General features: G+C 61.6%; 23 protein-coding genes. 13 read left to right on the top strand and 10 right to left on the bottom strand.

Annotation, left to right across the window (positions count from 1 at the left end; genetic code table 11):
• Nucleotides 1–75: 75 nt before the first annotated feature.
• The 4 genes from ABI796_RS14830 to ABI796_RS14815 all read right to left on the bottom strand — a co-directional run bounded on the left by ABI796_RS14830 (nt 76) and on the right by ABI796_RS14815 (nt 3,772).
• Entirely contained in the window at nt 76–465 is a 390-nt protein-coding gene (locus tag ABI796_RS14830) for a DUF4870 domain-containing protein (RefSeq protein WP_141281456.1), read from the bottom strand.
• 122 nt (nt 466–587) lie between these two features.
• Nucleotides 588–1,475, bottom strand: coding sequence for a hypothetical protein (locus ABI796_RS14825; protein ID WP_141281458.1), 888 nt, complete (start codon nt 1,473–1,475; stop codon nt 588–590).
• A 115-nt stretch (nt 1,476–1,590) separates the two neighbouring features.
• Complete coding sequence (locus ABI796_RS14820) at nt 1,591–2,640, bottom strand: ATP-binding protein (protein WP_141281460.1); 1,050 nt, start codon at nt 2,638–2,640, stop codon at nt 1,591–1,593.
• A 289-nt stretch (nt 2,641–2,929) separates the two neighbouring features.
• Nucleotides 2,930–3,772: a response regulator transcription factor gene (locus ABI796_RS14815; RefSeq protein WP_246095672.1), complete on the bottom strand. Its 843-nt coding sequence runs from the start codon at nt 3,770–3,772 to the stop codon at nt 2,930–2,932.
• A 70-nt stretch (nt 3,773–3,842) separates the two neighbouring features.
• On the opposite strand from ABI796_RS14815, the gene ABI796_RS14810 reads away from it, so the two are divergent.
• Complete coding sequence (locus ABI796_RS14810) at nt 3,843–4,160, top strand: hypothetical protein (protein ID WP_141281462.1); 318 nt, start codon at nt 3,843–3,845, stop codon at nt 4,158–4,160.
• Between the two features lie 52 nt (nt 4,161–4,212).
• On the opposite strand, the gene ABI796_RS14805 is transcribed toward ABI796_RS14810, so the two are convergent.
• Complete coding sequence (locus ABI796_RS14805) at nt 4,213–4,785, bottom strand: dihydrofolate reductase family protein (protein ID WP_141281464.1); 573 nt, start codon at nt 4,783–4,785, stop codon at nt 4,213–4,215.
• Nucleotides 4,786–5,022: 237 nt separating this feature from the next.
• Between ABI796_RS14805 and ABI796_RS14800 the strand changes: the two genes are divergently transcribed.
• Nucleotides 5,023–5,235, top strand: coding sequence for a DUF4177 domain-containing protein (locus ABI796_RS14800; protein WP_024817767.1), 213 nt, complete (start codon nt 5,023–5,025; stop codon nt 5,233–5,235).
• A gap of 361 nt (nt 5,236–5,596) precedes the next feature.
• Nucleotides 5,597–7,225, top strand: a complete 1,629-nt coding sequence (locus ABI796_RS14795; protein ID WP_141281466.1) for a TROVE domain-containing protein — start codon at nt 5,597–5,599, stop codon at nt 7,223–7,225.
• A 1-nt stretch (nt 7,226) separates the two neighbouring features.
• Here ABI796_RS14795 and ABI796_RS14790 read toward each other — a convergent pair whose 3' ends face one another.
• Nucleotides 7,227–7,460 (bottom strand): hypothetical protein, encoded by a 234-nt coding sequence (locus tag ABI796_RS14790; protein WP_170224861.1) that lies wholly within the window; start codon nt 7,458–7,460, stop codon nt 7,227–7,229.
• 134 nt (nt 7,461–7,594) lie between these two features.
• Here ABI796_RS14790 and ABI796_RS14785 point away from each other — a divergent pair, with 134 nt between their 5' ends.
• The 5 genes from ABI796_RS14785 to ABI796_RS14765 all read left to right on the top strand — a co-directional run bounded on the left by ABI796_RS14785 (nt 7,595) and on the right by ABI796_RS14765 (nt 16,220).
• Nucleotides 7,595–9,817 (top strand): S8 family serine peptidase, encoded by a 2,223-nt coding sequence (locus ABI796_RS14785; protein ID WP_141281470.1) that lies wholly within the window; start codon nt 7,595–7,597, stop codon nt 9,815–9,817.
• Nucleotides 9,818–9,948: 131 nt separating this feature from the next.
• The gene (locus ABI796_RS14780) at nt 9,949–10,821 is read left to right on the top strand and encodes an MBL fold metallo-hydrolase (RefSeq protein ID WP_246095673.1); all 873 of its coding nucleotides are present in this window, start codon (nt 9,949–9,951) and stop codon (nt 10,819–10,821) included.
• Between the two features lie 129 nt (nt 10,822–10,950).
• A complete protein-coding gene (locus ABI796_RS14775; RefSeq protein ID WP_246095674.1) occupies nt 10,951–12,036 on the top strand; it encodes a hypothetical protein in 1,086 nt (361 codons plus the stop codon).
• Nucleotides 12,037–12,134: 98 nt separating this feature from the next.
• The gene (locus ABI796_RS14770) at nt 12,135–14,108 is read left to right on the top strand and encodes a cell wall anchor protein (RefSeq protein WP_303446761.1); all 1,974 of its coding nucleotides are present in this window, start codon (nt 12,135–12,137) and stop codon (nt 14,106–14,108) included.
• 894 nt (nt 14,109–15,002) lie between these two features.
• On the top strand, nt 15,003–16,220 hold the full coding sequence (locus ABI796_RS14765; RefSeq protein WP_141286584.1) for an MFS transporter: 1,218 nt from the start codon (nt 15,003–15,005) through the stop codon (nt 16,218–16,220).
• Nucleotides 16,221–16,233: 13 nt separating this feature from the next.
• On the opposite strand, the gene ABI796_RS14760 is transcribed toward ABI796_RS14765, so the two are convergent.
• Nucleotides 16,234–17,589 carry an acyltransferase gene (locus ABI796_RS14760; RefSeq protein WP_141286582.1) on the bottom strand — a complete coding sequence of 452 codons (1,356 nt, stop codon included), beginning with the start codon at nt 17,587–17,589 and terminating at the stop codon, nt 16,234–16,236.
• A gap of 222 nt (nt 17,590–17,811) precedes the next feature.
• On the opposite strand from ABI796_RS14760, the gene ABI796_RS14755 reads away from it, so the two are divergent.
• Nucleotides 17,812–18,084, top strand: a complete 273-nt coding sequence (locus ABI796_RS14755) for a hypothetical protein (protein ID WP_141286580.1) — start codon at nt 17,812–17,814, stop codon at nt 18,082–18,084.
• Nucleotides 18,085–18,226: 142 nt separating this feature from the next.
• On the opposite strand, the gene ABI796_RS14750 is transcribed toward ABI796_RS14755, so the two are convergent.
• Nucleotides 18,227–19,237 carry a phosphatase PAP2 family protein gene (locus tag ABI796_RS14750; protein WP_141286578.1) on the bottom strand — a complete coding sequence of 337 codons (1,011 nt, stop codon included), beginning with the start codon at nt 19,235–19,237 and terminating at the stop codon, nt 18,227–18,229.
• A gap of 53 nt (nt 19,238–19,290) precedes the next feature.
• On the opposite strand from ABI796_RS14750, the gene ABI796_RS14745 reads away from it, so the two are divergent.
• The 4 genes from ABI796_RS14745 to ABI796_RS14730 are packed head-to-tail and all read left to right on the top strand — an operon-like array spanning nt 19,291 to nt 24,022.
• On the top strand, nt 19,291–20,709 hold the full coding sequence (locus tag ABI796_RS14745; protein ID WP_141286576.1) for a sugar ABC transporter substrate-binding protein: 1,419 nt from the start codon (nt 19,291–19,293) through the stop codon (nt 20,707–20,709).
• Nucleotides 20,706–21,671 carry a carbohydrate ABC transporter permease gene (locus ABI796_RS14740; RefSeq protein WP_141286574.1) on the top strand — a complete coding sequence of 322 codons (966 nt, stop codon included), beginning with the start codon at nt 20,706–20,708 and terminating at the stop codon, nt 21,669–21,671. Before ABI796_RS14745 ends, ABI796_RS14740 begins: the two co-directional genes overlap by 4 nt.
• A gap of 8 nt (nt 21,672–21,679) precedes the next feature.
• The gene (locus ABI796_RS14735) at nt 21,680–22,552 is read left to right on the top strand and encodes a carbohydrate ABC transporter permease (protein WP_141286572.1); all 873 of its coding nucleotides are present in this window, start codon (nt 21,680–21,682) and stop codon (nt 22,550–22,552) included.
• 30 nt (nt 22,553–22,582) lie between these two features.
• Nucleotides 22,583–24,022, top strand: a complete 1,440-nt coding sequence (locus tag ABI796_RS14730; RefSeq protein ID WP_141286570.1) for a glycoside hydrolase family 32 protein — start codon at nt 22,583–22,585, stop codon at nt 24,020–24,022.
• Nucleotides 24,023–24,189: 167 nt separating this feature from the next.
• Here ABI796_RS14730 and ABI796_RS14725 read toward each other — a convergent pair whose 3' ends face one another.
• Nucleotides 24,190–25,242, bottom strand: coding sequence for a LacI family DNA-binding transcriptional regulator (locus ABI796_RS14725; RefSeq protein WP_141286568.1), 1,053 nt, complete (start codon nt 25,240–25,242; stop codon nt 24,190–24,192).
• A gap of 78 nt (nt 25,243–25,320) precedes the next feature.
• Complete coding sequence (locus ABI796_RS14720) at nt 25,321–25,962, bottom strand: DUF2510 domain-containing protein (protein ID WP_246095909.1); 642 nt, start codon at nt 25,960–25,962, stop codon at nt 25,321–25,323.
• Nucleotides 25,963–26,022: the final 60 nt, after the last annotated feature.

The following is a 26,022-nucleotide window of genomic DNA, read 5'->3' as shown; positions in this document are numbered from 1 at the left end:
GCCGATGAGGGTGACCATGGTGATCGCTGTGCGTGAAAATTTTTTAGGCATGGGTTTTCTCTCTCGAGCCTTGAATCAGATCTTGATGAAGCGAATTGCCAAGGGGTACCGGTAGAACTGGCCGGTTCCCGCGTTGGTCGCTGCCACTATGGGGAAGATCAAGGCGGCAGCCACAATGACCGTGATGGGTTGGTATGAGCCGAAGAGGTTCCCTGCGAATACGAAGGCAATGCCAACCGGCACTGCAAGGATCACCGTGATATGAAAGTTGATCGCTTCCAGGGCTTGCTTGCGGGCGAACTGCGATTTCTCCTGCAAAACGAGAAATACAACTAAGGGCCCCACAATGCCCAAGAGCCCACTCAGATGGGCGAACATGGCCAAAGTGGTCTCGGCTTGGGGTGAGAGTTCTGCATGATGGCTGGTACCCGGTCGGGGAGAAACCTGGATTGGCTGTGCCGACATGATGATCACGACCTTCTGATCTCAGAGTGGCGATGACCGGACGTTCCGGAATCGTTTGACTCTGGCTTCTTGAAGGCTAAGTGCCTGAGGTAGTTCAAGCCCTCGGTCAGCTGTAAATGTCACTACAACTGGTGACTGACTACGTCCTTCGATTCGTGCCGGATTTCCATAAACAGAGCCTCTTCGTCCGCGTCTTCGCTGAAGGCCAGGATTGTGACGGCGACGTCAGCGCCTTCAGGGAGGGCTCGGCATTTCACAGCTCCGTCCTCAGCGCGATTAAGGGCTCCGAGTAACTGTGCGGTCGCCTCTGAGAGTAATTCTTCGGGAAGGTCAGTGGCACGGTCATCCAGAATATCTACCCTGACGCCTCTTGCTCTTGCGGCTCGGGCTGCATGCAATACAGCCGAAGAGGCCAAGGACCTCCCACGAATTTGATCCCGCAGCTCGGCTTCGAGAAGGACGCAAACTTCCTGCTCAGCCGGCCCAATCGCGCCCTCGGCGATGCGTTCCAGCATTGGCCGTGCCGCCCTGCTGAGATCACGCATCCATTCATTTTGAGCAAGGTCGCGTGCATTTTGGGTGGCCAAGGTCTTGGCCGAAGACTGTTCTTGTTCAGTGAAAGCGGTGGTTTGCCTCGCGCAACGCCTGAGGATGAAACTCAGGGCCGTCGCCATACCCATCCACAGGAGCGGAGTCACTACCATTGCCAGCGCCGCATTCAGAGTCAGCTGCTGCGCAAGGGAAGCCACGAAATCGACCACGGCGAAGACGCCAATTCCAAACCAGGCAATTACTTTTCGGCCTCGGAGGGCAACGGTTACCAATAGCATCTGGATTGCTCCGCAATGCCAAGCCGCGTAGCCGGGATGCGTACCCACGGGCAGCGCGCTCTTAGCCAGAACCTCAATAGTCAAGACGCCGGCCGTAGCAGCCCAGGCGGCAACTACGCCAAGCGGCCGCTGGGCGTCCGAGACGGAAACGATGACTATCACGGCAACACAAATAGCCATGGCAGCCAGGGGCGGTGCGGCTGAATTTACTCGATGTAGATTGGCAAGGCCGAGAATAATGTGGACAACTGGATAGGGAATGCTGCACGCCAGGATGACACGCCTTGATAGAGATCTATCCACGGCCGTCACATCCTTCGCGCCAAGTCAACCGCACCGTTGTTCCGTGTTTTGAGGAAGATATTTGGGCTTCGCCGTCGGCCTCGGTCATCCGCTGGATGATGGAAACACGGACACCCAGCCTGCGGGGCGACACATGGGATACTTCGAAGCCCGGCCCCTGATCCGATATCTGCACAGTGACTTCCCGGACTGACATCGGCTGCGACGGACCAAAACGGACCACGATGTGAGGCGGGGTTCCGGGGGCATGCATGCAGCTGTTTCGCACGGCTTCTGTGGCGGCTTGAATGATGGCACGCGCGGAACCCAGTGGGAGGAACATCATCGGATCTCGTCCTGGCTCACAGGTAAAGACAGGGGAGTAGCCGGATGTGGCAGCCTGAAGTCTGTTCACAAACTCTTGACGACTGATAGACGTGCTGTCGTCCTCACGGCCCGACATGATCGCAGCGAGCTCGGCCAACGCTAAGGCCGCCGCTTTACGTGCTGCATCGAATACTTCCTGGGAGCGGGCCTGGGCCGCGACTATCAGCGTGGCCATCACCGTGTCGTGGATGAGCCCGTCGAGCCGCGCCCTTTCCGTTCTTATGGCTTCTGACCGAGCTACTTGGCCAAATCTTTCGACAGCTCTCACTGCAGCACGGTCAGACGCGGACGCCGCGTCACGCAGAGCCCACATCAGTGTGACAATCACAATTCCGAGTGCCAGAGACAGGAGTCCATCCTGCGCTGAGTCATACCAACCCCGGGTGTTGCCGTATCCCGTTGCTGGAACCAGCACAAGCATCATGCTGAAAAGGACGTTATAGATGGTGGCTGCCGCGGGGCGGACGGCGACTGCCGCCAAAGCAACACCTATGGATGCTGCTCCGTTTGACCAAGGCCTGGACTCAACCTGACTGCCGTCTCCGATAAAGCCGAAATGCCAAAATGAGAAGCCGCAAAGGATCAATGCAGCCGCGATTCCGGCACTGACTTTGATCCGCTTCAGAGACCGGCGACTCACCAGCGTTCCGATAATGGCGATAGGGATCCCGGCCATGAATGTCAGATCCCAGAGGGGCGAGTGCAGCGGTATTTGAGACACAATCTCCGGAAGAGCAAGGCAGTACAAAACCAGGGCCGCCAAACCTGAGCATCGGGCTAGAAGGTACTCGATGTTCGCCCTGGAGTACGGTTGGTTGCTATTCTCGACGTTTGTCTGGCTCAACGCGGATCCTCCAAACTATTGTCGGAAGACTATCCGGATGCCGGAAGAAACTTCAGGGCGGATCCGCCCATCAAGCTTTTCGTCATCAGAACAGGTGACATGGATGCTTTGCAAGGTCTGGCTAGTCGAGGCCATTCTGTGGTGTGTAAAGTCCGTCCTCGACCGCTCGATGATAGAGCTCAAGCTTGGAAGTCGCCGGACGGTTGGCGGCCGCATATTTCTCGCGAATGCGCCGAATATTCGTCCCCACAGTATTGGCGGTCACGTTCATCCGCGATGCAGTCTGGGATCGCGTGAATCCGGCCGCGTACAGGCGGAGGGTTTCCTGCTCTCGGTCGCTTAGCTGAGCCGCGACGAACTCACGGTCACCATCAATGGCCGCAGCCAGTTCCTGGTTGTCAATGGTCTTGCCACAGGCAACCTGCCGAATCAGTTCCAGAGTCTGACGTATATTTTCTGACTTCCGGGAGACCCCCGAAGCTCCAGCAGCCAGTGCCTCCCGCAAATCCTCTTGTCTGTCCCCAACGCTGAACACCAGCACGGGATAACCGGCCGCGAGTAGCCTGCGGACGTTTTCCCTGGGGCGTGACCCATCTGCAAGTGACATGTCCAAGGCAACGACGTCAAAAACAGTATTGCCTCCAGACAAAAGTGAATTCACAGTGTCGGCCAGGCGAACGGCTACAACAGGCACTTCGGCCGTTTTAGCGTCCAACGAGGCAGCCGCTGCGAACCCTATTCGAACTGCTTCATGGTCATCGACCACTCCCACCCTCACCACACGACGCCTCAATTTAGCCCCCTCGCGATGCAGCCTGACTCTTTTGACGCCAGCATATGTTCGGCCTTCGAGCTGCGGCAGACGACTCGGGCTGAAGTGGAGTATCACTTTGAAGGTTTGAAGGTGTGAGCCCTTGGTGAGGTCACCATTTGTGGTGACACTCAGCTCTCCAGCGGTTCCCAAGGCTCCTCCTGGATTCATAGTTTGAACCACTTCCGCAATTGCGGTTCTTCTATTCGAAGGGAATCCAGCCATGGAAACTTCACACAAATCCAACGGCATCTCTGTGTTGAAATCCGGAGTATCGGCAAGCAAACGTGCTGGGTTGCTGGCCCTAGCTTTGGTTTTTGCTGCCGGGCTGACATCGTGTGGGACCCCTGGGGCCAACACCAACTGCAAGGACTTCAACGCCATGAAGTCCGGGGACCAGACCAACGTCATTAAGAAGATCTATGCGGATAAGGGCGAAACGAATCCCAGTGCACTTAAAGTAACTGCCTACAAGCTCTCGGCTAAGGCTTACTGCCAAGTGAAGCCATCGGATGCGAAGCTCAGCGGTATGTCGGGCTAGTCCGGGCAGCTGAATCGATGAACGCTGAAATTACGAGGTTGGTCGTTGAACGCTAGCTCGGGCGGTGGCGTCTTGGGCGATATGTCCGGCCGAAGCTGCGTTCGGCCCCCTCGTAAGTTTCTGCGAGTTCCCAGTCGTACCGGTATCCGCCAGATACCTCGAAGATCCGGATGCCATCACCGAGGAACACCGGCGCGACGAAGACCTGCAGCTCATCGATGAGGTTGTGCTCGAGGGCCTGGCGGGCGATGTCCGCGCTGATGATTTGTATGTTCCGGTCACCGGCGATCTGTTGAGCGCGATCTATCGCCTCAACAATTCCGCAGTTCATCGCGACGATCGAAGGATCGTGGGCTATCTCGTGGGGTCGGTGGGTAAGGATGATCTCGGTTCCTGACCATGCCCCGCCGTATGCCTCGGACGTCATCTCGTCCCGCTCGTTGCGTTGGGCTTGTGCTGCGTCGTAGCCGTTTCTTCCTGCGATGATGACTGCGACTTCCCCGGCTAAGCGTTCAGTGACACCCTCGGCCAGGGGCTCCGCAGCGGCCAGCCAGCTCATGTCATGATCAGGTCCCGCGATGAAGCCGTCGAGTGAACAAGTGAAACCCCAAGCGACTTTGCCCATGATCGTCCTCATCGATTTCGGCAACAAATGGCTTTCAGTCATTCGATGCTACCGAACCCACCGCAGAATGCTTACGGATTGCGGTCAGATTTTCTGGCCCGCTTGCCGGTGGCTTTTTGGGGGTTTTTACGGCGTGCTTGTTCCTGTCGGAGTGGCAGTCGTCGAGCTCGATGGAGGACCCGTCGGCGTCGAGTAGCCTTGCACGCAACCGTCCAGCAACAGAAGGAAGTGGCGCAAATGCAGCAGTACGTTGTTCTCCAAGTGATCCTGAAAGAGAAGATGTGGGGCGCCGGATCGGGGAATCTTCCCTCCCTGGAAAAGGCCATCAACGATCAAGCCGCCAAAGGTTACCGGCTGCACACCATCACCACGGCCAGTAGTGGGAGCAAGGGCGTGATCGGCGGGGGCGATCGGATCCAGGCCACCATGGTGTTTGAGCGGGTCGGCTAAGCCCTTCCAAACTTTCGGATTACACCCTTTCGCGTAGGGGGTGTAATGCATTACACTCCTAAATAGTGAGTGGGCCGAAAACCGTCGGTTACTTGGTATAAAGCAGGTTCGATCCCTGCCCTTGCTGCTTTGAGTTATCGGGGCGGCAAGAGATGATCCGACGGTTATCAAATACGTCCACGCACACGAAACTGAAAGTGGCGGCGGGCCGGAGAGATCCGGTTACCTCTGTTAAGGACCCAAAGGTGGCGGGTTCGAATCCCGCCCGGAGTACGCTCCGGTAGCTCATATTGGTAGAGCATTGGGCATCCCGGACCTCACAAACACGCCCGCCGCCACTTTCACTTATGGGAGGACCACTGTGGCCGATGCACTAAGCGCAATTAACCTACGGGCTACGCCCCAGTCGCAGCCCTCCGATTCCCGCCAGGTTCCCAACAACGCTGGCGGTCATGCCTTCACTGTGGCGCCTTTGGAACGCCTGCGCCGCTTTCTGGTGCTCGGTACCGACGGCGGCACGTACTACAGCTCCGAACACGCGCTAACGGTGGAAAACGCCGACGTCGTACTCGGGTGGGCCCGTGAAAGGACCACCGAACTCGTGAACGAAGTCCTCGCGATTTCCGATGCCGGGCGCGCGCCGCGGAACAACCCTGCGCTGTTCTGCCTGGCCGCCGCCGCGGCTCTGGGTGACCTGGACGGACGGCAGGCCGCGCTGACAGCGCTGCCCAAGGTGGCGCGCACCGGAACGCACTTGTTCCTCTTTGCCGGTTACGTTGAGCAGTTCCGTGGTTGGGGCCGTGGTCTGCGCCGCGCAGTTGCTGACTGGTACGTTTCCAAGCCAGTGGACGAGGTGGCTTACCAGGCTGTGAAGTACAGGCAGCGTGGCGGCTGGGCGCACAAGGATCTTCTGCGCCTCGCACACCCCTCTACAACTGAAGCCAAGCGCAAGCAGCTCTTCGATTGGATCTGTGGCCGCGGCACTGAGGGGCCGCAGCTCATTGAGGGATTCGAGAAGGTGCAGGCTGCCACCACGCCCGCTGAATGGGTTGCCCTCTTGGAGGACTACCAGCAGTTGTCGTGGGAAATGCTGCCCAATGCTGCCCTTCGGGAACCCGCTGTCTGGTCAAAGCTCCTGGACAACGGCATCCCGCAGACGGCACTCATGCGGCAGCTGCCCCGGCTGACGCGCCTTGGCCTGCTCGCGCCGATGTCGGAAACGCTCGACGCCGTCACTCGCCAGCTCACGGACAGCACCAGGCTGCAGAAGGCCAGGGTGCACCCGGTCAACGTCCTGGTGGCTGCGCGGACCTACGCTTCCGGCACTTCCGCACGCGGAAAGTCCTCGTGGGAACCCGTAAGTCAGGTGGTGGATGCTCTGGATGCTGCCTTCTACGCTTCCTTTGCAACAGTGACGCCCGCCAACAAGCGGACTCTGCTCGCACTGGACGTATCCGGTTCCATGACCATGCCCGTTTCGGGTTTGCCCATCACGGCCCGGGAAGTCTCGGCTGCGATGGCTTTGGTCACGGCTGCAACGGAGCCCAAAACCACTACCCTCGGCTTCACGTCCAACTCGGGCGCCGTCAGGACGGGTTTGTTCCAGCGCAAGGTGGCAATGGACGGAATCTCGCCGTTGCCAATCTCACCCCGGCAGAGGCTGGATGACGTGCTGGGCACAATCTCCGGGTTGCCTTTCGGCGGGACGGACTGTGCGCTGCCGATGTTGTGGGCTACGGCAAACAAGGTAAAGGTGGACACATTCGTCATCTACACCGACAACGAGACCTGGGCAGGCCGCATTCACCCGCATGAGGCCTTGCGCAGGTACCGGGATTGGTCAGGAATAGATGCCCGGCTGGCTGTGGTTGGACTGACGTCCACGGACTTCAGCATTGCCGATCCTGCTGACCCGGGCATGCTGGACATTGCTGGTTTCGACGCATCATTGCCCACTTTGTTGAACGACTTTTCGGCCCGTGTCATCTGACTCAAGCATTCAACAGGCTCGCGAGCATCACCGCCGCGCTGCCGATGCCCTTGCGCTCGCGGAAAGGCATCGGCAGCAGCGGGATGCTTTTATACGCCGTGCCCGCCAGGAAGATCCCCAACGGTGGTCCTATGGTGCCTTGGCTGCTGCCGTGGGCTGCAGCAAAGAACTGATCGCCGCGATCATCAAAGGCCGCGTCTGACGCATCGACACTCCCCGCGTTCAGCCGGTCCAAAATGTCACAAACACGTTGTGTACCCGTTCCAGGCGAGAGTCAGCTTACAATTTCCTGGGGGTCAGCTGGTGGTCTCCAGTTGCCCGCGATCCGCCGTACTGAGGCTGCTCGCGCTTTCCCTAGGATGACCGCATATGGTGAAAAACCTCCGACTGCGCCCGCTGAGTTCCATTGGCATAGCAGTAACCACACTTCTTATCAGCGGGGGTCTGGCTGTTCAGCCTGCAGCCGCCGCCGATCTCAACGACATCGTGCCCAGCACCCCGCAGGCGCTGCAGCCCACACCCGAGACGGCTACGGACCAGTTCATTGTTGGTATCCGCGACAACGCTGCACAGGCGGCCGCGGTGAAGGCAGAGAATGCGGCAGACCAGGCAGCAACCAAGCTCGGAGTCTCGGCAGAAAGCGCTAGCGTGAACGCCACGGGCGGCCACGTCATCAAGCTCGACGAAGCACTCACGCCCTCCGAAGCCAAGCTTTTTGTGGAGACGCTTCGCGCTGACCCCGCAGTTGCCTACGCTGAGCCCGACGCCATCATGCACCCCACAGCTCATTCGAAAGACTACGGCTACACGGAGCAGTGGAACCTGTGGGATAACTTCTCCGGCGTCCGCACCCCCAGCGCCTGGAACTACAACCAGGGCGAAGGCGTGGTGGTGGCCGTTGTTGACACGGGCATCACCAACCACCCCGAGCTCAGCGCGAATGTGTTGCCTGGATATGACATGATCTCCAGCGCAGCTGACGCGCGGGACGGAACCGGCCGCGATCCGGACCCCACTGACCAGGGCGACTGGGTCCCTGCCGAAGAATGCGAGGCCGGCAGCCCCGCCGAAAGTTCCTCCTGGCACGGAACCCACGTTGCGGGAATCGTAGCCGCAGTGGGAAACAACAACATTGGCATCAGCGGTGTTGCGCCGAAGTCCAAGATTCTCCCGGTGCGGGCGTTGGGCGTTTGTGGCGGGTACACCTCGGACATCGCTGACTCAATCGTGTGGGCCGCGGGCGGCGTGGTGACCGACCTTCCCGTCAACCCCAACCCGGCAAAGGTGATCAACGTCAGCCTCGGCGGCGTGGCAACCTGCTCCGCCACGTACCAAAACGCCATCAACTTCGCCTACAACGCAGGCGCGGCAGTAGTGGTCTCCGCCGGTAACTCCAACCGCCCTGCATCGGACGTCAGCCCCGGCAACTGCGAGAACGTCATCAACGTGGGGGCAAGCACCAAGGCCGGTGCGCGGGCACCGTACTCCAACTACGGAACCGCCATCGACATAACAGCGCCCGGCGGCGACATGACAAATGACGTCACCCATGGCATCTTGTCCACGTTGAACTACGGAACCACCACCCAGGAAGAGCCCGCGTTCGCGTTTATGCAGGGCACCTCCATGGCTTCTCCCCATGTGGCAGGAATCGCGGCTCTCCTCTTCGCCGCTGAAGGCAACACGCTGACTCCCCAGTTGCTGGAGCAGCAGCTCAAGGAATCGGCCCGGCCACTTCCGGCCGGTTGCGCCGCCGGCTGCGGTGCGGGTTTGGTTGACGCCACCACGGCGCTGAAGAAGTTCGGTGGTGCCGCTCCACTTCCCGCGCCGCACCAAAAGCTCACCGATTTCAATGGTGATGGCACCAGCGATGTGGTTGCCCGCGATTCCAATGGCGCTTTGTGGCTCTACAAGGGCACCGGCTACGGCAACTGGAGGGGCGGCCGCACCCAAATCGGCGTCGGCTGGAACATGATGACCGCCGTCGAAGCCCCCGGCGACTTCAACGGAGACGGCTATGCGGACGTTATTGCCCGCGATGGCAACGGCGTTTTGTGGCTGTACCCAGGCAACGGCTGGGGTGGCTTGTTGGGACGCACCCAGATCGGTGCCGGCTGGAACGTGATGACCTCCATCAAGTCCACAGGTGATTTCAACGGCGATGCCACTGCTGATGTCATTGGCCGTGACGGCAACGGCGTTCTGTGGCTTTACCCCGGCAACGGCACCGGCGGTTGGCTGCAGCCCCGCCAGATCGGTGCCGGCTGGAACGTGATGACAGCTATCGACGGCGTTGGAGACTTCAACGGCGACGGCAAAGCTGACGTCATTGCCCGCAACGGATCTGGAGCCCTGCTGCTCTACCCGGGCAACGGATCCGGTGGCTGGCTTGCGGCCAGCCAGGTGGGTGCCGGTTGGAACATCTTCAACGCCATTGAAGCGCCAGGCGACTTTGACGGCGACGGCAAAGTGGACGTTCTTGGGCGCACCAGCAGCGGCGAACTGGTCCTGTATGCCGGCAACGGCTACAGCTGGTGGCTGTACTCCGAGCAGGTTGGCGTCGGCTGGAACACCATGAACGCCTTCCTGTAACACTTGATGACACGGCCCGGAAGCATTGATTGCTTCCGGGCCGTTTCCGTTTCCTTCCAGCATCCGCACGGGTTCGGTGGGTAGAGTAGAGGCCTGAACATCGCCGGATTGCAGTGGATACGGAGCACGAATTGTCAGCTTGGCTAGAACTCGGACCGGACAACTACGTCTTGAAAACCGAGGGATCGTTACTCAACACCGGGCTTGTGGTGGGCTCAGAGCTCGCCATGGTCATCGACACCGGCTGCGGCCCGCGCCAGGGCCGGGAGATCCTCGCTGCCGTTCGCGAAAAGACCCAGCTTCCGCTGGTGGTGGTGAACACCCACGCCCACTACGACCACTTCTTTGGGAACGCAGTATTTGCCGACGACGGCGTCACGGAGTTTTGGGCGCACGCCAACTGTGCTGCCACTATCGAACGCGACGCAGACACTCAGCGACGCTTCGTGGCCACCAACGAACCTGAGATGGCAGCGGGGGAGGGCGACGCCGTCGACGTCGTTGTCCCCAATGCCCTGGTCCACGATCAGCCTGTCCTGGTTGACCTCGGCGGCATCACCGCCACGCTGTTCTACCTGGGCCGGGCACACACGGACGGCGACCTCCTGGTGGGCACCAGCTCCACCCTGTTTGTAGGCGACCTCGTGGAACAGGGCGCTCACCCGTCATTCGAGGACTCGTATCCGGAGGAATGGGCGGATGCCCTGCGGCACATTTCCGCACTGCGCCACCGCTACGAATACCTGGTCCCCGGGCACGGCGAACCCGTCAGCGATCAATTCGTCAAGACCATGGCTGACACCATGAGCACGGCGGTCAGGCAGGCAACGCAGTCCATTCGCGATATGCCTTCCGATGCCACAAAGGCCATTCCTGTTCTGCCTTACGGGCCGGAACAATCCCGCTGGTTTATCAAGAGGCTCCAGGAAACCAACGCCCACGGGCGTCCTTCATTAGGCACTCCGGACTTTGGGCCGGATAAGACCGGCTTTTATCCCTCGTAAAACAAGGTTCCTTACAAATTTGTCATTTTGTTTACTCCCAGCCATGGACTAACCGCGTGATGCCGTCCTAGGATGAAGGCGACCGATGGTTCGCGACTACCTGGGGGTGTCGAGATGAAGGGTTCACGCGTGTTTCCGCGTGCTGCCAGCATTCTCCGCTCTGTCATGGTCGCGGGCGCCGGAACCGCAATCTGGATGGCACTCTCCGCTACAGCCGCGAGTGCAGAAACCGGAACCACCGAAAACCACCTTTTGGGCAGTGTCACGTCTTCAACATCGGTAAATATTCCGGTGCCGAACGTGCCCCTGCCCAATGTGGTTAAAGGGCTGGTACCCACCAACCAGATCAGCGTGCACGTGCCCACAGTGACACCCCTGGTGGAACACGTTGGCGGCACCGTTGATCAGGTGGTTTCAGCTGTTCCGGTGGTGAACACGGTGGTTCCGCCGGACACGGCAGGGACTGTGGTGAACACGGTGGTGGCTCCTGTCACCAACACCGTGGACCACACCGTCAATGTGGTTGTGCCGCCGGTAAATCAAGTTTTGGAACCGGCCCGGCTCGAGCCCATTACCAACGTGGTAACCCCGGTTGTGGATCCCATTGTTGGCGTAGTGGACACCGTGCTGGAACCCGTCGAACCACTCGTTCCGCCGGTGGTGGCTCCACCGCTGGTGGTTCCGCCAACTGTTGTTCCTCCAGTCGCGCCAGAGGTAGTTCCGCCGGTGCTTGCACCGTCGGTCACAACACCCGCGGTTGAGGCCCCCAGCGTGACCGGAACCGACGCTGCTGTTGACAGCGCGACGGCGAACGCTGGCACTGCGGCGACTACCGGCGTCGTACATTCCACGGACGCAACAGTTCCCGAGCTTCAGTCCCGCGCCACTCCGCCAGGGGTGAACGCCGGTGTATCAGCGCTCCTGAATCCGGCCCGAAACTTCGGTCCCACGGGGATCACCGCGGTGCTCGGCGGCGCCTCCTCACCCGCCGATCCCGCCACACCTGCAGACCTTCCGTCCGACCCCGCAGCAGTGCCCGGTAGCCTGACGGGTGCCGGATCCGGGAACTCCCAAAACGGTCCACCCAGCCCCGCAGCAGCATTCCTGCAGGGCGCCTTGATCATTCCCGTCGACGCTCTTCCCGGCCTTGCAACGGCCGGCGATGTACAACATCCAAAGCCGGTGTGCTTCGACCCCGGCTCCTCTCCTGACTAGTTCCCCAGCCAGCCGCGCAGCTCTTCGCGGCAGACGGTCATTCAGGCGATCCGTCACTCGGACGCCCATGGGAACAACGTCTTCAGGAGAGAACCACAATGAACACCACCATACGCAAGTGCCTCATTGGCACATGCTTTGCCGGGGGCATGATTGTCCTCAGCGCGACTGCGGCAAACGCCGCGGACACCACCAGCGGCAAGGATGGACTCCTTTCCGGCACGCAGGTGGTTGCGCCAGTAACAGCGCCGATCAGCCTCGGAGGCACATCGCTTGGACTGTTGGGGGATTCAGCAGCTACGACGTCCGCGCCGGCACCTGCTGCAGGTTCGGGCACGGCTCAGGCTGCCAGCGCGGCTCCGGCTGCCAGCACCAATGGATCCAACGGCATCGGATCCGGAACGCAGATAGTTGCTCCGGTAACGGTGCCCATAAACCTGGGCTCGTCGTCAGTGGGTCTGCTGGGGGGCTCCACTGCGGCGAGCTCAGCCGCACCTGCCGCACCCGCGGCTCCAGCGCCTGCGGCCGGCACCAGCGGCTCCGACGGCATCGCCTCCGGAACCCAAGTTGTTGCCCCGGTGACGATTCCTATCACTGTTGGATCCACTTCCGCGGGAGTGCTGGGCGACTCGGCTGCAACATCCTCAACTCCTGCTCCGGCCCAGGGCTCAGCTCCTGCAGCGGCCCCGGCTCCGGCGCAGGCAACGACGTCGGGGGGAGAAGGTATCGCGTCCGGCGCTCAGGTAGTGGCTCCGATTTCGGTCCCTGTTAACATCGGAGCCACTGCCGTGGGTGTGGGCGGGGACTCCTCCGCCACATCCGGCACAGGTACGTCCGGCACGGGTACCACCGGTGGGACTGCTCCTTCCGCTCCTTCTGCTTCGGGTGCTTCCACTTCCGGTTCGGATGGCGTTGGTTCGGGTACGCAGGTTCTTGCTCCGATTACTGCTCCGATTAGCTTGGGTTCCACCTCGGCTGGTTTGTTGGGTGATTCCTCGGCTACGAACACTGGCACCGCTGGTGGTTCTGCTCCGGCTGGTTCAACGTCGGGTGGCAGCACTTCGGGTTCGGATGGTGTTGGTTCGGGTACGCAGGTTGTTGCTCCGATTACCGCTCCGATTAGCTTGGGTTCCACCTCGGCTGGTTTGTTGGGTGATTCCTCGGCTACGAACACTGGCACCGCTGGTGGTTCTGCTCCGGCTGGTTCAACGTCGGGTGGCAGCACCAACGGTTCGGATGGTGTTGGTTCGGGTACGCAGGTTGTTGCTCCGATTACTGCTCCGATTAGCTTGGGTTCCACCTCGGCTGGTTTGTTGGGTGATTCCTCGGCTACGAACACTGGCACCGCTGGTGGTTCTGCTCCGGGTGGCTCAACGTCCGGCAGCAGCACCAACGGTTCGGATGGTGTTGGTTCGGGTACGCAGGTTGTTGCTCCGATTACTGCTCCGATCAGCTTGGGTTCCACCTCGGCTGGTCTGTTGGGTGATTCCTCGGCTACGAACACTGGCACCGCGGGCGGTACTGCTCCGGGTGGCTCAACGTCCGGCAGCACCACCACCGGTAACGACGGAATCCTTTCAGGCACGCAGCTGATCATCCCCATCACGGCTCCGATCAGCCTGGGCTCCACCTCGGTTGGAATTGGTGGGGGATCTACCTCGACGGTGAACCCGCCGGTTGTGAACCCGCCTGTTGTGAATCCTCCGGTTGTGAACCCGCCTGTTGTGAATCCTCCGGTTGTGAACCCGCCTGTTGTGAATCCTCCGGTTGTGAACCCGCCTGTTGTGAACCCGCCGGTTGTGAACCCGCCTGTTGTGAACTCGCCGGCTGCTAACCAGCCTGCAGCGGGCATGACCAACACCGGCGCCAGCACGCAAGCCAGCAACGTAACGGCCCAGGGTGCCACGCAAGGTGCATGGACCGCGGCAGCCTCCACCGCCGTCGTAAGTGCCAACACGCTGGCCAACACCGGTCTGAACGGTCAGTGGATCCTTTTGGCAGGGGGCCTGCTCCTGATGGGGCTCGTGCTTGCATTGGTCGGTCGCCGCAAGGCAGCAACTAACCGTCGCTAGGCCAAGGAAGTAATCTCACTTCGCATGTAGTTGTTGCGGCTCCGGCTTTCCGGAGCCGCAACAACTGCGAGCATCATCCGCCCCTCGCCAACCCGCAGATCTCAAACACCCGCGCCCTGCAGGGGCGGCCCAGTTCAAGCAAACCTCCGCTCCCGTACCCGCCGATGGCTCCCGTAACTACTGGTGCGAATGGCGCGAAAGGGTGCGATCCGGAACCGTTTGGGGAGCGCTAGGCGGGAAAGGGTGCTCAACGGGATCGCGAAACACGCCCAGACCACCAACACACGCCCCATGCCGGAGCGCACCGTCTCATTGAGCGATCCCGAGCTCCGCCGCTCCCGTACCCGCCGATCGCCCCCCCCCGTAACCTCTGGTGCGAATGGCGCGAAAGGGTGCGATCCGGAACCGTGAGGGGAGCGCTAGGCGGAAAAGGGTGCCCAACGGGATCGCGAAACACGCCCAGCCCGCCGATACACGCCCCATGCCAGAGCGCACCGTCTCATTGACCGATCCCGAGCTCCGCCGCGCCCGTACCCGCCGATCGCCCCGGTAACCTCTGGTGCGAATGGCGCGAAAGGGTGCGGCCCGGAACCGTGAGGGGAGCGCGAGGCGGAAAAGGGTGCGCGACGGGATCGCGAGACACGCCCAGCCCACCAATACACGCCCCATGCCAGAGCGCACCGCCTCATTGACCGATCCCGAGCTCCGCCGCTCCCGTACCCGCCGATCGCCCCCGTAACCTCTGGTGCGAATGGCGCGAAAGGGTGCGATCCACATCCACAAACGGAGCACGAGGCGGAAAAGGGCGCACCGCAGAAAAGAGAAACCCCAGACAAGAATCATGAACCGTCATACCGCCCGCCACCACTCGAGGGCGGTCATAGGATGAAAGGGATGACCACCACCCAAGCAGACAAGAACTTCAGCCTCCGCAGCGTAGCGCTACCGGCATTCGGGCCAGCTGTGCTCTTCTGTATCGGGGAGGGTGCTGTCCTCCCGGTCATTGCGCTCTCAGCACGCGACCTTGGCGCATCGGTGGCCGTATCGGCATTGATCGTGACGCTGATCGGTTTGGGCTCCTGGTTGTTCAACATCCCGGCGTCGATCATCACGGAGAAATTCGGTGAGCGATGGTCCATTGTGGGGGCCGGAGCCGTGGGTGCCATTGCCCTTGGTGCGGCAGCGTTCGCCCCGCAAATGGAACATGGACTGTGGTTGCTGGCCGCCTCCATGACCCTGGTGGGAATGTCGGCCAGCGTCTTCAACCTTGCCCGGCAGAAGTTCCTCACCGAGGCCGTGCCCGTCATGTTCCGCGCGCGAGCCCTCTCAACCCTGGGCGGTGTTACCCGGATAGGCCTGTTCATAGGGCCCTTCGTGGGCGCAGGCGTGATGCAGTTCGCCGGCATCAGCGGTGCTTATTGGGTGGGGTTTGGCGGCATGATGGCCGCGGCTGTTTTGTCGCTCACCATCCCGGACCTGGTGGCCCCCGGAACGTCCGACGGCGGTCCCCGGCCCCCGGCGTCCACCCTGCGGAGCGTGGCGGTTTCCCATGCCGGGGTGTTCCTGACGGTGGGCTTCGGCATTCTCCTGCTCAGTGCCCTGCGGGCATCGAGGCAGGTTGTCATCCCGTTGTGGGCCGATCATCTGGGACTCGACGCCACCCACGCTTCGCTGATTTTCGGCTTGTCCGGAGCGATCGACATGCTGGTGTTTTACCCTGCCGGGAAACTCATGGACAGGAAGGGGCGTCAGTGGGTTGCCATCCCGTCAACGTTGATCATGGGTAGCGCTCTGATTCTGGTTCCGTTCACCGCCGGATTCGTCCCGCTCCTTCTGGTTGCTTTGCTCATCGGATTCGGCAACGGCATCAGTTCCGGGCTGATCATGACGCTCGGTGCTGACTTCTCGCCGGACAACGGGCGGAGCCACTTTCTGGGGATCTGGCGATTCATGGCGGACTCGGGTGGCACGGGAGGACCAGTGCTGCTCTCCGGGTTAACGGCTGCATTCTCGTTGTCGGCCGGCGTCTGGGCCACAGGCGTACTGGGGTTCGCGGCGGCAGCGGTGTTCGCCGTCGCCATTCCGCGGCTGAAGCATCGGCGCAACTACTAGCACTTGTTTGCTCTCAGGAAGCCACGGACCCCGGCGCAACAACCCGGGGCGTCTTCCACGCCCGGTCCGGAACCTTCCCGGACACCAATGCCACGGCGATCACCAAGAGCACCAACCCCCACGTTGCGTTCCCAACATCCAGAGCCGACCTCATCACCACGAACGGCGGAATGATGGCCAACACGGTTCCGAGGACGATGCGCCACATGGCGGGCCGGACCGCACCCGGTGCCAGCGCGGTGCTGGCAAGTTCCAGCCGGACCAGCGGGGTGGAAACCAGCAGCACCAGGGCCCAGACTGCTACATAAAACAGGGGCCGGCTGAGCCACCACTCGGTGCCGGCAGGCTCGGGGAACGGCAGGCGGAGGACCAACGCAATGCCAAACATGGCAATGATCAAGGGCAGGTGCCACAAGTAGATGGTCATGGCCCGGCTGCCCACCACGAACATCACCTTCTGCACCCAGCCAACCTGGACGCATCGCTGCAGCACCGGGTACGCGGCCTTCACCAACAAAATGTGCGCCAGTCCCACCAGGATCAGCGGAAACATGGGCGGGTTCTGGCTGGTCAGCATGTCAACCGGATACGGCCCGGCGTGAGTGAGCGGAACCATCACGGCGTAACACCCGGCAGCGGCCAGAACGAGCTTCCACTTGGCGAAACGGTCAAAGAACCCATCGGCGTAGAAGAACCCAAGCTGTTGCAGGAGGCCCCACACGAACACCATGTTCAGCAGACCAATCGGGTTCGAGTCGAAACCCCAAGGGTTGCGCTCCAAACCCAGGCGAAGAACATCAACGACGACGGCGCCCGCGGCCAGCGCTGCAAGGGTCCGGTACGGCGCTGCCTCATGGAACCTGGACATGGTGGGAACCATTGCCTGGCAGATGAGGTACGCGGCGAGGAACCATAGCTGAACTCCGGCGCCCGCAGCGATAACGGCGAGCAGATCGACGGGCACGCCAGCCGCCGTCGCACTCCACAGGGCAATGGCGAGGAAGATGTAAAGGGCCACTGTGGGCCTGACCAACCGCAGCACCCGGTTCCTCAGGTAGTCGCCGCCGTCGCCGCCTTTGCGCTGCAGGCTCCGCCACGAAGTGAGCGAAGCGAAACCGCCCACGATGAAGAACAACGGCATGACCTGCCCAAACCAGGTGCCCTGGGCAAACCAGCTCAGGGACGTGAGGGGATTGCCTACGCCAATGCCGGATTCGTCAACGCTGATTCCCATCATGAGCAGGTGAACGGCCACCACAGCAAACATGCAGGCAACGCGGATGAAGTCCACCACAAGATCGCGGGAAGCGGGGACAGCAGCACGCGGACTGGCGCCTCTGCGCGAGGCGGAAGTGAAAGTTGACGACATGGAATCTCCTGACATTAGCCACTCTTTATCCATCGATTGGATTAACTGTAACGCATGAAGAGTTGAGGGTCGACGTCATCCTCAGAAAAGGTTGGAACAACCGTGTTGTTATGGGGAGGTCCGGGCGTAGCCTTGAAGAAGAACGGCTACTCCGAATACCCGAGTTTTCACCCGGCGCACACATGCCGCATCTTGCGAATCCACCCCCACCAATGAAGGGCAGTGCTGATCGTTGTGCACATCAAAGAATTCTGGGACCAGCTTTCTCCGGCCACGCAGCAATGGCTGATCGACAACCCGGGAACCATGATTGTGCCGCGCACCGTCACGGCGATCATCAATGGCGAAACGGGGGAGAGCGAGGCCGTGGACGGTCACGGTGGCACGCACCTTACGGATGAGGACCGTCACTTCATCCGGGAGCAGGCGCATGCCCGCGGATCTGCTCCCTCGGAAGAGCCCAGGTTCTTCGACTCCGTGGGGCCGGCGGACTAAGCTTCCGGGGTTGCGCACCCTTTTGCGCCCTTCGCACCCGTAACCTCTGGTGCGTGGGTCGGAAACGGGTGCGCCGCCGTCGCGTTAGTGGTGCGTGGGGCGGAAACGGGTGCGCCGAACGTTGCACCCCGCCAGCCCGCGTTTAGCCCTTGCGCGCAGCCAACCCAAACAGCCAGGTGCCGCCAAGCGCGGAGAGGTATCCGGCAATGACAATGAATGCGGTGCCGGCCCAGAAGTAGTCGATGGTGCTGTCGGTGCTGAGGCCTGGGACCTGCATGAGCGAGTAGCCCGCAACGAGGACCGCGATCACCAGTGCCACAAAGGTAAGCCACACCCAGAGGCGCGAAGAGGCCCAGTGTTCGCCGTACCCTTTCCACACATTCCAGCTGTTGCCGGTGCGGAGGATGAGCCAGCCGGCTGGGAGCATCACGGCAGCCACCACCAGGAATGCTGCCACGACGTCTGCCGGGCGGTGCCACTGGTTGATGAGCGTGGAAACGCCGGTGGCCACGGCGAAGGTGCTGCCAAGGAAGCCGGCAAGGGGGCGCCAGCGGGGAGAAACCATGAGGAACACTGCGGCCGCGGCGGATGCTGCAAGCGTGGTGTGTCCGGAGGGGAGTGAGTTCAGTTCCAGGGTTTGGACGCCGCGGTCGGGCCTGTCCGGAATGAGTAGCTTGAGGATTTGTGTTGCGGCATTGGCGGCGATGCAGGCTGCCACGGCGATTCCGGCGGCGGTCCAGCGCCGGCGGGCTACGGTGACAAAAAGCACCATGATGGCTGCGACGGCCAGCGACAACATGGGAAGCATGTCCAGGAATTCAGTGGAGGCCCTGCCCGCTGTGCCGCCCAACTCTGTGGCTTCAACCAGCGCGGACTCGTCGATGAACTGGCCTGCAGTGGTCCGCACAAAGAAGTAGTACGTTGCGGCCAAGCCGATGGCGCTGGCAATCGTGGCGAGGCAGAACAGAAAGCCTGTGCCGCTGCCTGCGTCGCGTCCTTGAAGCGGCCGTTTGCTCGACCTCCCGCTGGTGCGGAATTGCTGGGAACTCATTCTGACTAGACTGCCACAGTTCTCTGGAAGGCCGGTGTGAGCCGGGCTTGAGCGTGGCGGGCAAATGTGAGACCTCGGCAACATTCCTGTGACGCTTGACACGTGTTAGGTGGCAGGCTTAGGCTTCCTAACACGTGTTAGGGAAGGAAATCTACATGTCGGGAACCAATGGAGCTTTGCGTGAATTCACACGTAGAAGTGCCCTCACAGCCCTCGGCGCAGGAATTGTTGGAGTCACCGCGGCATCGTGGCCGCGCCTGACAGGGGCCGATATCCCAGGCCGCGGAGACAACAGCCTCAGCATCGCCATCATGGGCACCGCCGCGGACGCCGCCGCCCGCCAGAAGGTCATCGACGCTTTCGCCAAAGTCCACCCCGAAATCAAGGTCAAGGTCCAGGCGATCCAGGCAGTGGACTGGAAGGACTTCTTCACCAAGATCCTCACCATGGTTGCAGCAGGCACCCCGCCGGACGTGGTGTACGTAGCCACGGAAGGAGCCCAGCTCTTCGCCGAGAAACTGGCCCACCCGTTGGATGAATATCTGCGCCGCGACGCCGACCATATGCGTGAGTACTTCGCGGACGTCCACCCCAGCCTGGTGGAAGCGTTCATGTACAAAGGCAGCCTGTTCCAGCTCCCCATCGACTGGAACGCCGCCAACATGTACTACAACACCACTGCGCTCAGTAAAGCCGGCTTGGGAAGGCCCTCCGACAACTGGACGCACACGGACTTCCGCAACACCCTGGCCGCCATGAAGAAGGCCAACCCCAAGGACTTCACCCCTTACTACTGGACCAACCGGCTCTTCGGCGGCGTGGTGCCGTGGCTTTACGCCAACGACACCAGCTTCCTCAAGGAAACCAAGTCCCCGGGCGGCGAATGGCTGTGGGACGGCTTCTACGCCAATGACCCCTCACGAGGCCTGCGCTCCGGCGGCTACCAATGGCTGGAACCCAACGCCGATGATCCCAGGGTTTTCGAATCCTTCGACTACCTCCGCGGACTCGTGAAGGACGGATTGGGTGTCCGGCCTGAGGAAGGCGGCGGCAGCGCACTGATCGGCCTGTTCGCCTCCAACAGGATAGGTACGACGCCGGCGGGCGGCTATTGGGTCCAAGGTCTCCACGAGGCGGGGATGACAGAGAGCGACTTTGACGTCCAGTTCTTCCCGAAGTGGAGGAGCCAGCGCCACCAGTTCGGCACCGCTGGCTACGCGATCATGAAGACCGCCAAGGACAAGGACGCCGCCTGGGAATGGGTTAAGTTCAGCTCCAGCCGAGAAGCCATGCAGATTGTGTTCCCCACGCCGAACACCACGCCCGCCCGGCGGTCCATGGTCAACGAGCAGCTCTATGCGGGCACCGGTCCGCGTAACTGGAAGGTCTTCTACGACACCCTGGACAGGTTCCCCACCACAGGTCCCATTCCAGCGCCACCCCAGCAGGCCGCCGTCGAGACCGCCCTGATGAAAAACGTAAGCCTGGCTGTCAGTGGAGACGAGCGTCAACTCAAGGACGCGCTCAGTTCCATGCAGCGCGATCTTGAATTGGCCCTGAGGAGGCAGCCATGAGCACCGCAACCAGTACGCCAACAGGAACGGGGAGCGAGCCGGGCCGTCGCCAGGCCGTCCACAAAAACGTGCAAGGATCCAAGCGCGGCCGCGTGCAACAACGCTGGCTTCCCTGGGCCTTCCTTGCCCCCACCATCGTGGGCATGGGCATCTTCACCCTGCTGCCGATCATCGCTTCGATCGCGTTGGCATTCTTCCGCTGGGACATCATCTCGGCGCCAACATTCGTGGGTTTCGACAACTTTGCAGAGGTAGTACAAGACCCCACCGTCCGGGTGTCATTCCTGAACACCATCGTGTTTGTGGTGGTAGCTGTGGCCCTCCAGCTCGGACTGGCACTTGGCCTGGCGATCATGGTCCAAGAGAAGCTCCCGGCCTGGCTCAGGGTGTTCTTCCGTTCAGCATTCTTCTTCCCGCTGATCCTCTCCGCGGCGTCGGTCTCCATCTTCATGCGGTACCTCTTCAACGAGCAATTCGGCGTGGTGAACTGGTTGCTTTCCATCGTGGGCATCCCAGCGGTTCCCTGGCTGACAACGCCAACCGGGTCCGCCGCCGTCGTGATTCTTGTGTACGTGTGGCAGAACTTCGGGTTCTCATTCCTGCTGTTCATCGGTGGCCTTGCCTCCATTCCGGTGGAGACGTACGAGGCCGCGTCCATTGATGGGGCCACGGGTTGGCGCAAGCACTGGTTCGTCACGCTGCCGTTGCTGAGCCCCACCACGTTGGTGGCCTCGGTCATGGCCATCATCAACGCGCTGCAAGTGTTCGATCAGCCCTACGTGCTGACACGCGGTGGACCCGGAGACTCAACGCGCACAGCCGTGATGGTCATCTTCGAGTCCGCATTCCAGCGCCTCGAGTTCGGCCAGGCCTCGGCCATTGGAGTGATCCTGACGCTGATCATCATGGCCATCACCGCCGCGCAGTTCCGGCTCAGCAAACGATTCGTCTTCTACCAGTAAGGCCCGCCATGACTACCATTCAAGAACGTGTCACTACCACGGCGCCTGTAGTGAAGCGGAAGAAGCGCGACTGGTCAGTGGCCGTCCGCATCGTCGTCTTGCTGATCGCGTCCGTCTTCATCCTGGGCCCGGTGCTGTGGACGCTGTCCACCTCCCTGCGACCGCCGTCGGAATCCTTCCAACTACCGCCGGCCTTCCTTCCCCTGAACCCGGACTTCACCTCTTACGAGCAGGTGTTCAAGCAACTCAACATCGTGCTGCTGGTGCTGAACAGCGCGCTGGTAACCGGTCTGATCGCAGTGGGGCAAATGATCACGGCCGCCTTGGCCGGCTACGCCTTTGCACACCTTCGCTTCCGCGGACGCGGCGCACTGTTCTCGATTGTGCTCGCCACCATGATGGTGCCCGCGCAGGTCACCATAGTTCCCGTGTTCATGCTCATCCGCGGCGTTGGGCTCTCTGACACACTGCTGGCGCTGATCATTCCGGCCATCCCGACGGCGTTCGGCACCTTTCTGATGCGCCAGTACTTCATGGGGTTGCCCGGTGAGCTCGCTGAAGCGGCCGCGATTGACGGCGCATCACCCTGGCGGACGTTCCGTTCCGTGTACGCGCCGCTGGCCATGCCGGGCCTGGCGATCGTGGGCATCCTGGCGTTCAACTTCCACTGGAACGAGTTCTTCAGGCCACTGATCATGACCATCTCCGAGCAGAACTTCACGCTGCCGCTGGGGTTGGTCTCACTCCAAGGCAACCTCGGGACCGGAAGCATCTCCGTAGTCCTGGCCGGCGTTGTCCTGTCCATGATTCCCGCGCTGGTGGTGTTCATGTTCGGCCAGCGTGCGCTGCAGGACGGGCTCACCGCAGGCACGGGCAAATAGTTTCTTTCTCATCGTTTGAAAGGGGTTCCGTTGACGGACCTTGCACTCTCTTCCTCCCTTGTCTCCGCTTCGATGCACCCGGATCCTGCGTTCCCACGCTTCCACCCGCGGCCGGCACAAGGCTGGATCAACGATCCCAACGGCGTCAGCTACATCAACGGCCGCTATCACGTGTTCTTCCAGTACAACCCCCTGTCCGCGCGGCACTCACAAATCCAGTGGGGGCACGTGAGCTCTCCTGACCTGGTGCGCTGGGAAGAGCACCCTGTGGCCCTTGTGCCGCAGGTTGGCGGGCCCGACTCCGCCGGATGCTGGACCGGCGTGGTGACCTTGGATGATGGCGTGCCCACCGCGTGCTATTCGGGTGTCCAGGACCACGGCGGGCACTCGCAAGTGGTGATCGCCCGCGGCTCCGCCGATCTTGTTTCCTGGGAGCAGGACGGGCACGTTGCTGCGTCAATGCCTGAGGATCCCATGGTTACGGCTGTGCGGGACCCTTTTATTTTCTTGTTTGGCGGTGCACGTTACGCCATGCAGGGGGCGGGTCTTGCCGACGGACGCGCCGCCTTGCTGCTGTACTCCGTGTCCTACATGAATTCCTGGGAGTACAAGGGGATCTGGCTGACCACTGCCCACCCTGTTGCTGCCGAGCATACGCCCGCTGAGATTTGGGAATGCCCGCAGCTGGTGGAAGTACCCTCAGCTTCGGGTGGCTCTGCCTGGGTGATGATGTTCTCCCTGTGGCTCTCCGGCGACGACCACGAGCACGCCAACGGTGTAGGGCACCTGATCGGCTCCCTGTCCGCAGACCCTGAGACCGGGTTGCCGGTTTTTGAGCCCTCCTCCGGTGGGAAGTCCGATTTCGGCCGTGACTTCTACGCCCCGCAGATTGTGCAGCTCGCTTATGGTTCAGCTGATGTTGATGATCCTGATCCTGATGCTGCCGCTGCTGAGCCTGCTGCGCTGCTGTGGGGTTGGGCCAACGAAGGTCCCGGGCGCGATGGCCGCCGGGGCCGGACCCAGGAGGAAATCGACGACGCCGGGTGGTCCGGTGTGCTGACCCATCCCCGCGTTCTGTCCGTGGCTGACGGGGCACTGGTGGTGACTCCTGCGCCCGAGGTTGAGGCGTATCGTGGGGCTTCGGTGGCTGCCGGTTCCGCTGGTTCCGTGGTGGTTCCGGGCTTTGCTGAAGTGCTGGTGCGGGGTGGTGCTGGTGCTGATCCCGGGGCCGGTGCCAGGTCCGTGGAGTTGGTGCTTGGTTTGGGTGCCGACTCCCAGGTGGTCTACTCGGGGACTGTGGCTCCGGGCGAGGAATTGCGGATCTTCATCGATGCATCCCTGGTAGAGGTATACCGTTCGGGTTCAGTGGCCACCACCCTCAGGGCATACCCCGCTCCGGGAGAGGGCTGGCAGCTCACCTTGCCCACGGGCGCGACCGCCGACGTGTGGGAGTTGACGCTCCCGGCGTAGGCGGCAGGCCGGCGTCGTACTTCCGTTGTGGGGCCTGCTTTGCGGGCTTGGGGTTTGGTTTGGGGCGCAGAGTGGGCCTCGCAACGTGGGTGGGGGTGCGTTGTGGGGCCTGCTTTGCGGGTTTGGGGTTTGGTTTGGGGCGCAGAGCGGGCCCCGCAACGTGGGTATCAGCGAGTCGGCACGGGGCCGGTGGACTCGCGAACCACCAAACGGCAGGGGACCATCGTTTCGACAGGAGTCCCACTACCTGCTTCGCCCGTGCCCTCGATCGCGTCCAGCAGCGTGGTCATGGCGGCGCGGCCAATTTCCCGAAGGGGCAACGCCATGGTTGTGAGGGAGGGGACCATGGTGTCGGCGATCCTGGTTTCATCGTCGTAGCCCATGACGGACAGGTCCTCAGGGACACGGAGCCCCAAGCGCGCTGCGGCGAGGGTCACCCCTACTGCCAGGCGGTCGTTCGCGCACATGATGGCCGTGGGCCGCTCAACCGGGGACACGCCGTCGAGCAGTTTCATGGCACCGCCGAAGCCGGCGTCGATGTCCCAACCGGCCATGAAGATCCTGTCGTTCCGCACAGAGATGCCAGCCGCGGCGTGCGCATCCCGGTAGCCCTGAACCCGCAGTGGCGCTGCCGGCGAATCCTCTGACCCGGCAAGCAGGGCAATGTCCTGGTGGCCCAGCTCCAACAAGTGCTCAGTGGCTTCTCTTCCACCCGTGACCTCGTCCGGAATGACGTGATGCAGCTGTGGTTGGGGCTGGTCGTCGTAGCAGTTGGCCAGGACCGAGGGGACGCGGAGCATGCCGTGCGGGATCTCGATAGGTTTCAGGCCGACAGTGACGTACATAAGCCCATCAACCTGCCGGTCCAAAAGAGTTTCAATAGCGCTCGCATCCCTCGCGGCATCGCGCTCGGTGTCCATCACCACGGTGACGAAACCACGGGCGCGGGCGACGTCGTCGGCGCCGCCAATAATGTTGCCGTCAAAGGGGCTGACCACCACTTCGTCGGAGAGGATCCCGATCACGCGGGACCGCTGGTTCCTCAAACTCAGGGCAATGGCGTTGGGGGAGTAGTTCAACTCCAGAGCAGCCTGCCGGATCCGGTCCTGGCTTTCCTTGGCAACATTGCCGTCGCCGCGTCCATTCAGAACCAGCGAGACCGCACTCCTGGAGACGCCCGCCTTCTTGGCGACGTCCAGTGCGGTGGCCTTGCGGTTCATGGTGTTGTCCTCTCCTGCCGATTAGTCAGCAGTCTACCTAACGCGTGTGAGGATGCGGTCTGTCACCAACCCCCCAGGCTAAGTCGAAACTGAGTAGCCCAACTGGGAGTACATGGATTGCATGAAGTTGGACATCCAAATGCCCGTAATCACCATGCTGATGACAAACACAGCGATGGTGGCCCACACAGGCCACAGTCCACGCTTGGGAGCCACCTTGTTGACGATCACCGAGCGGCCGATTAAGTAGACAACGGCGCTAAGGAACGCCCAGGCCCAGTGGAACGGACGGACGACGCCGGACTTGAGCAGGCGCTGACGGTCCAGGAAAGCGAACAAGACAGAGAGGCCGTAGGACAGGAAGCCTGCGCCCATGAGCAGGAAGTAGCCGGGGGTGTACATGGAGAAAGGATCCATGGTGGTGACGCCCTGCCGGGTGGTGATCATTCGGAATTCCGGCTGCCAGGTCAGCAGGAGCAGCACGGAGAGCAGAGGCAACAAAGTGATCGCCCAAATGAAAGGGTTGTACACGGGAGTTTCCGGGCTGAGCTTGGGACGGGGCACCTGAACAGGTGGCTGAAACTGTCCCTGCCCCTGGAACTGTCCTTGGAACTGGGCCGGCGCTTGTTGTGCTGTCCAGGCCCGTCCGTCCCACCAGCGGACGAAACGTGGGTCCGAAGGGTCCGGGTACCAGCCCGGAGGCGTCGTGGAACCTGGCATTGATTGAGTCATTATTCCCCCGCATTGAGTCGTGGTTCTGAGAATATCGTGATTGCGGCC

Origin of the sequence: Paenarthrobacter aurescens, assembly GCF_041549525.1 — a bacterium.
Taxonomy (GTDB): domain Bacteria; phylum Actinomycetota; class Actinomycetes; order Actinomycetales; family Micrococcaceae; genus Arthrobacter; species Arthrobacter aurescens.
Note: the sequence above shows the minus strand (reverse complement) of the source record. Positions and strands in the feature narration are given on the sequence as shown.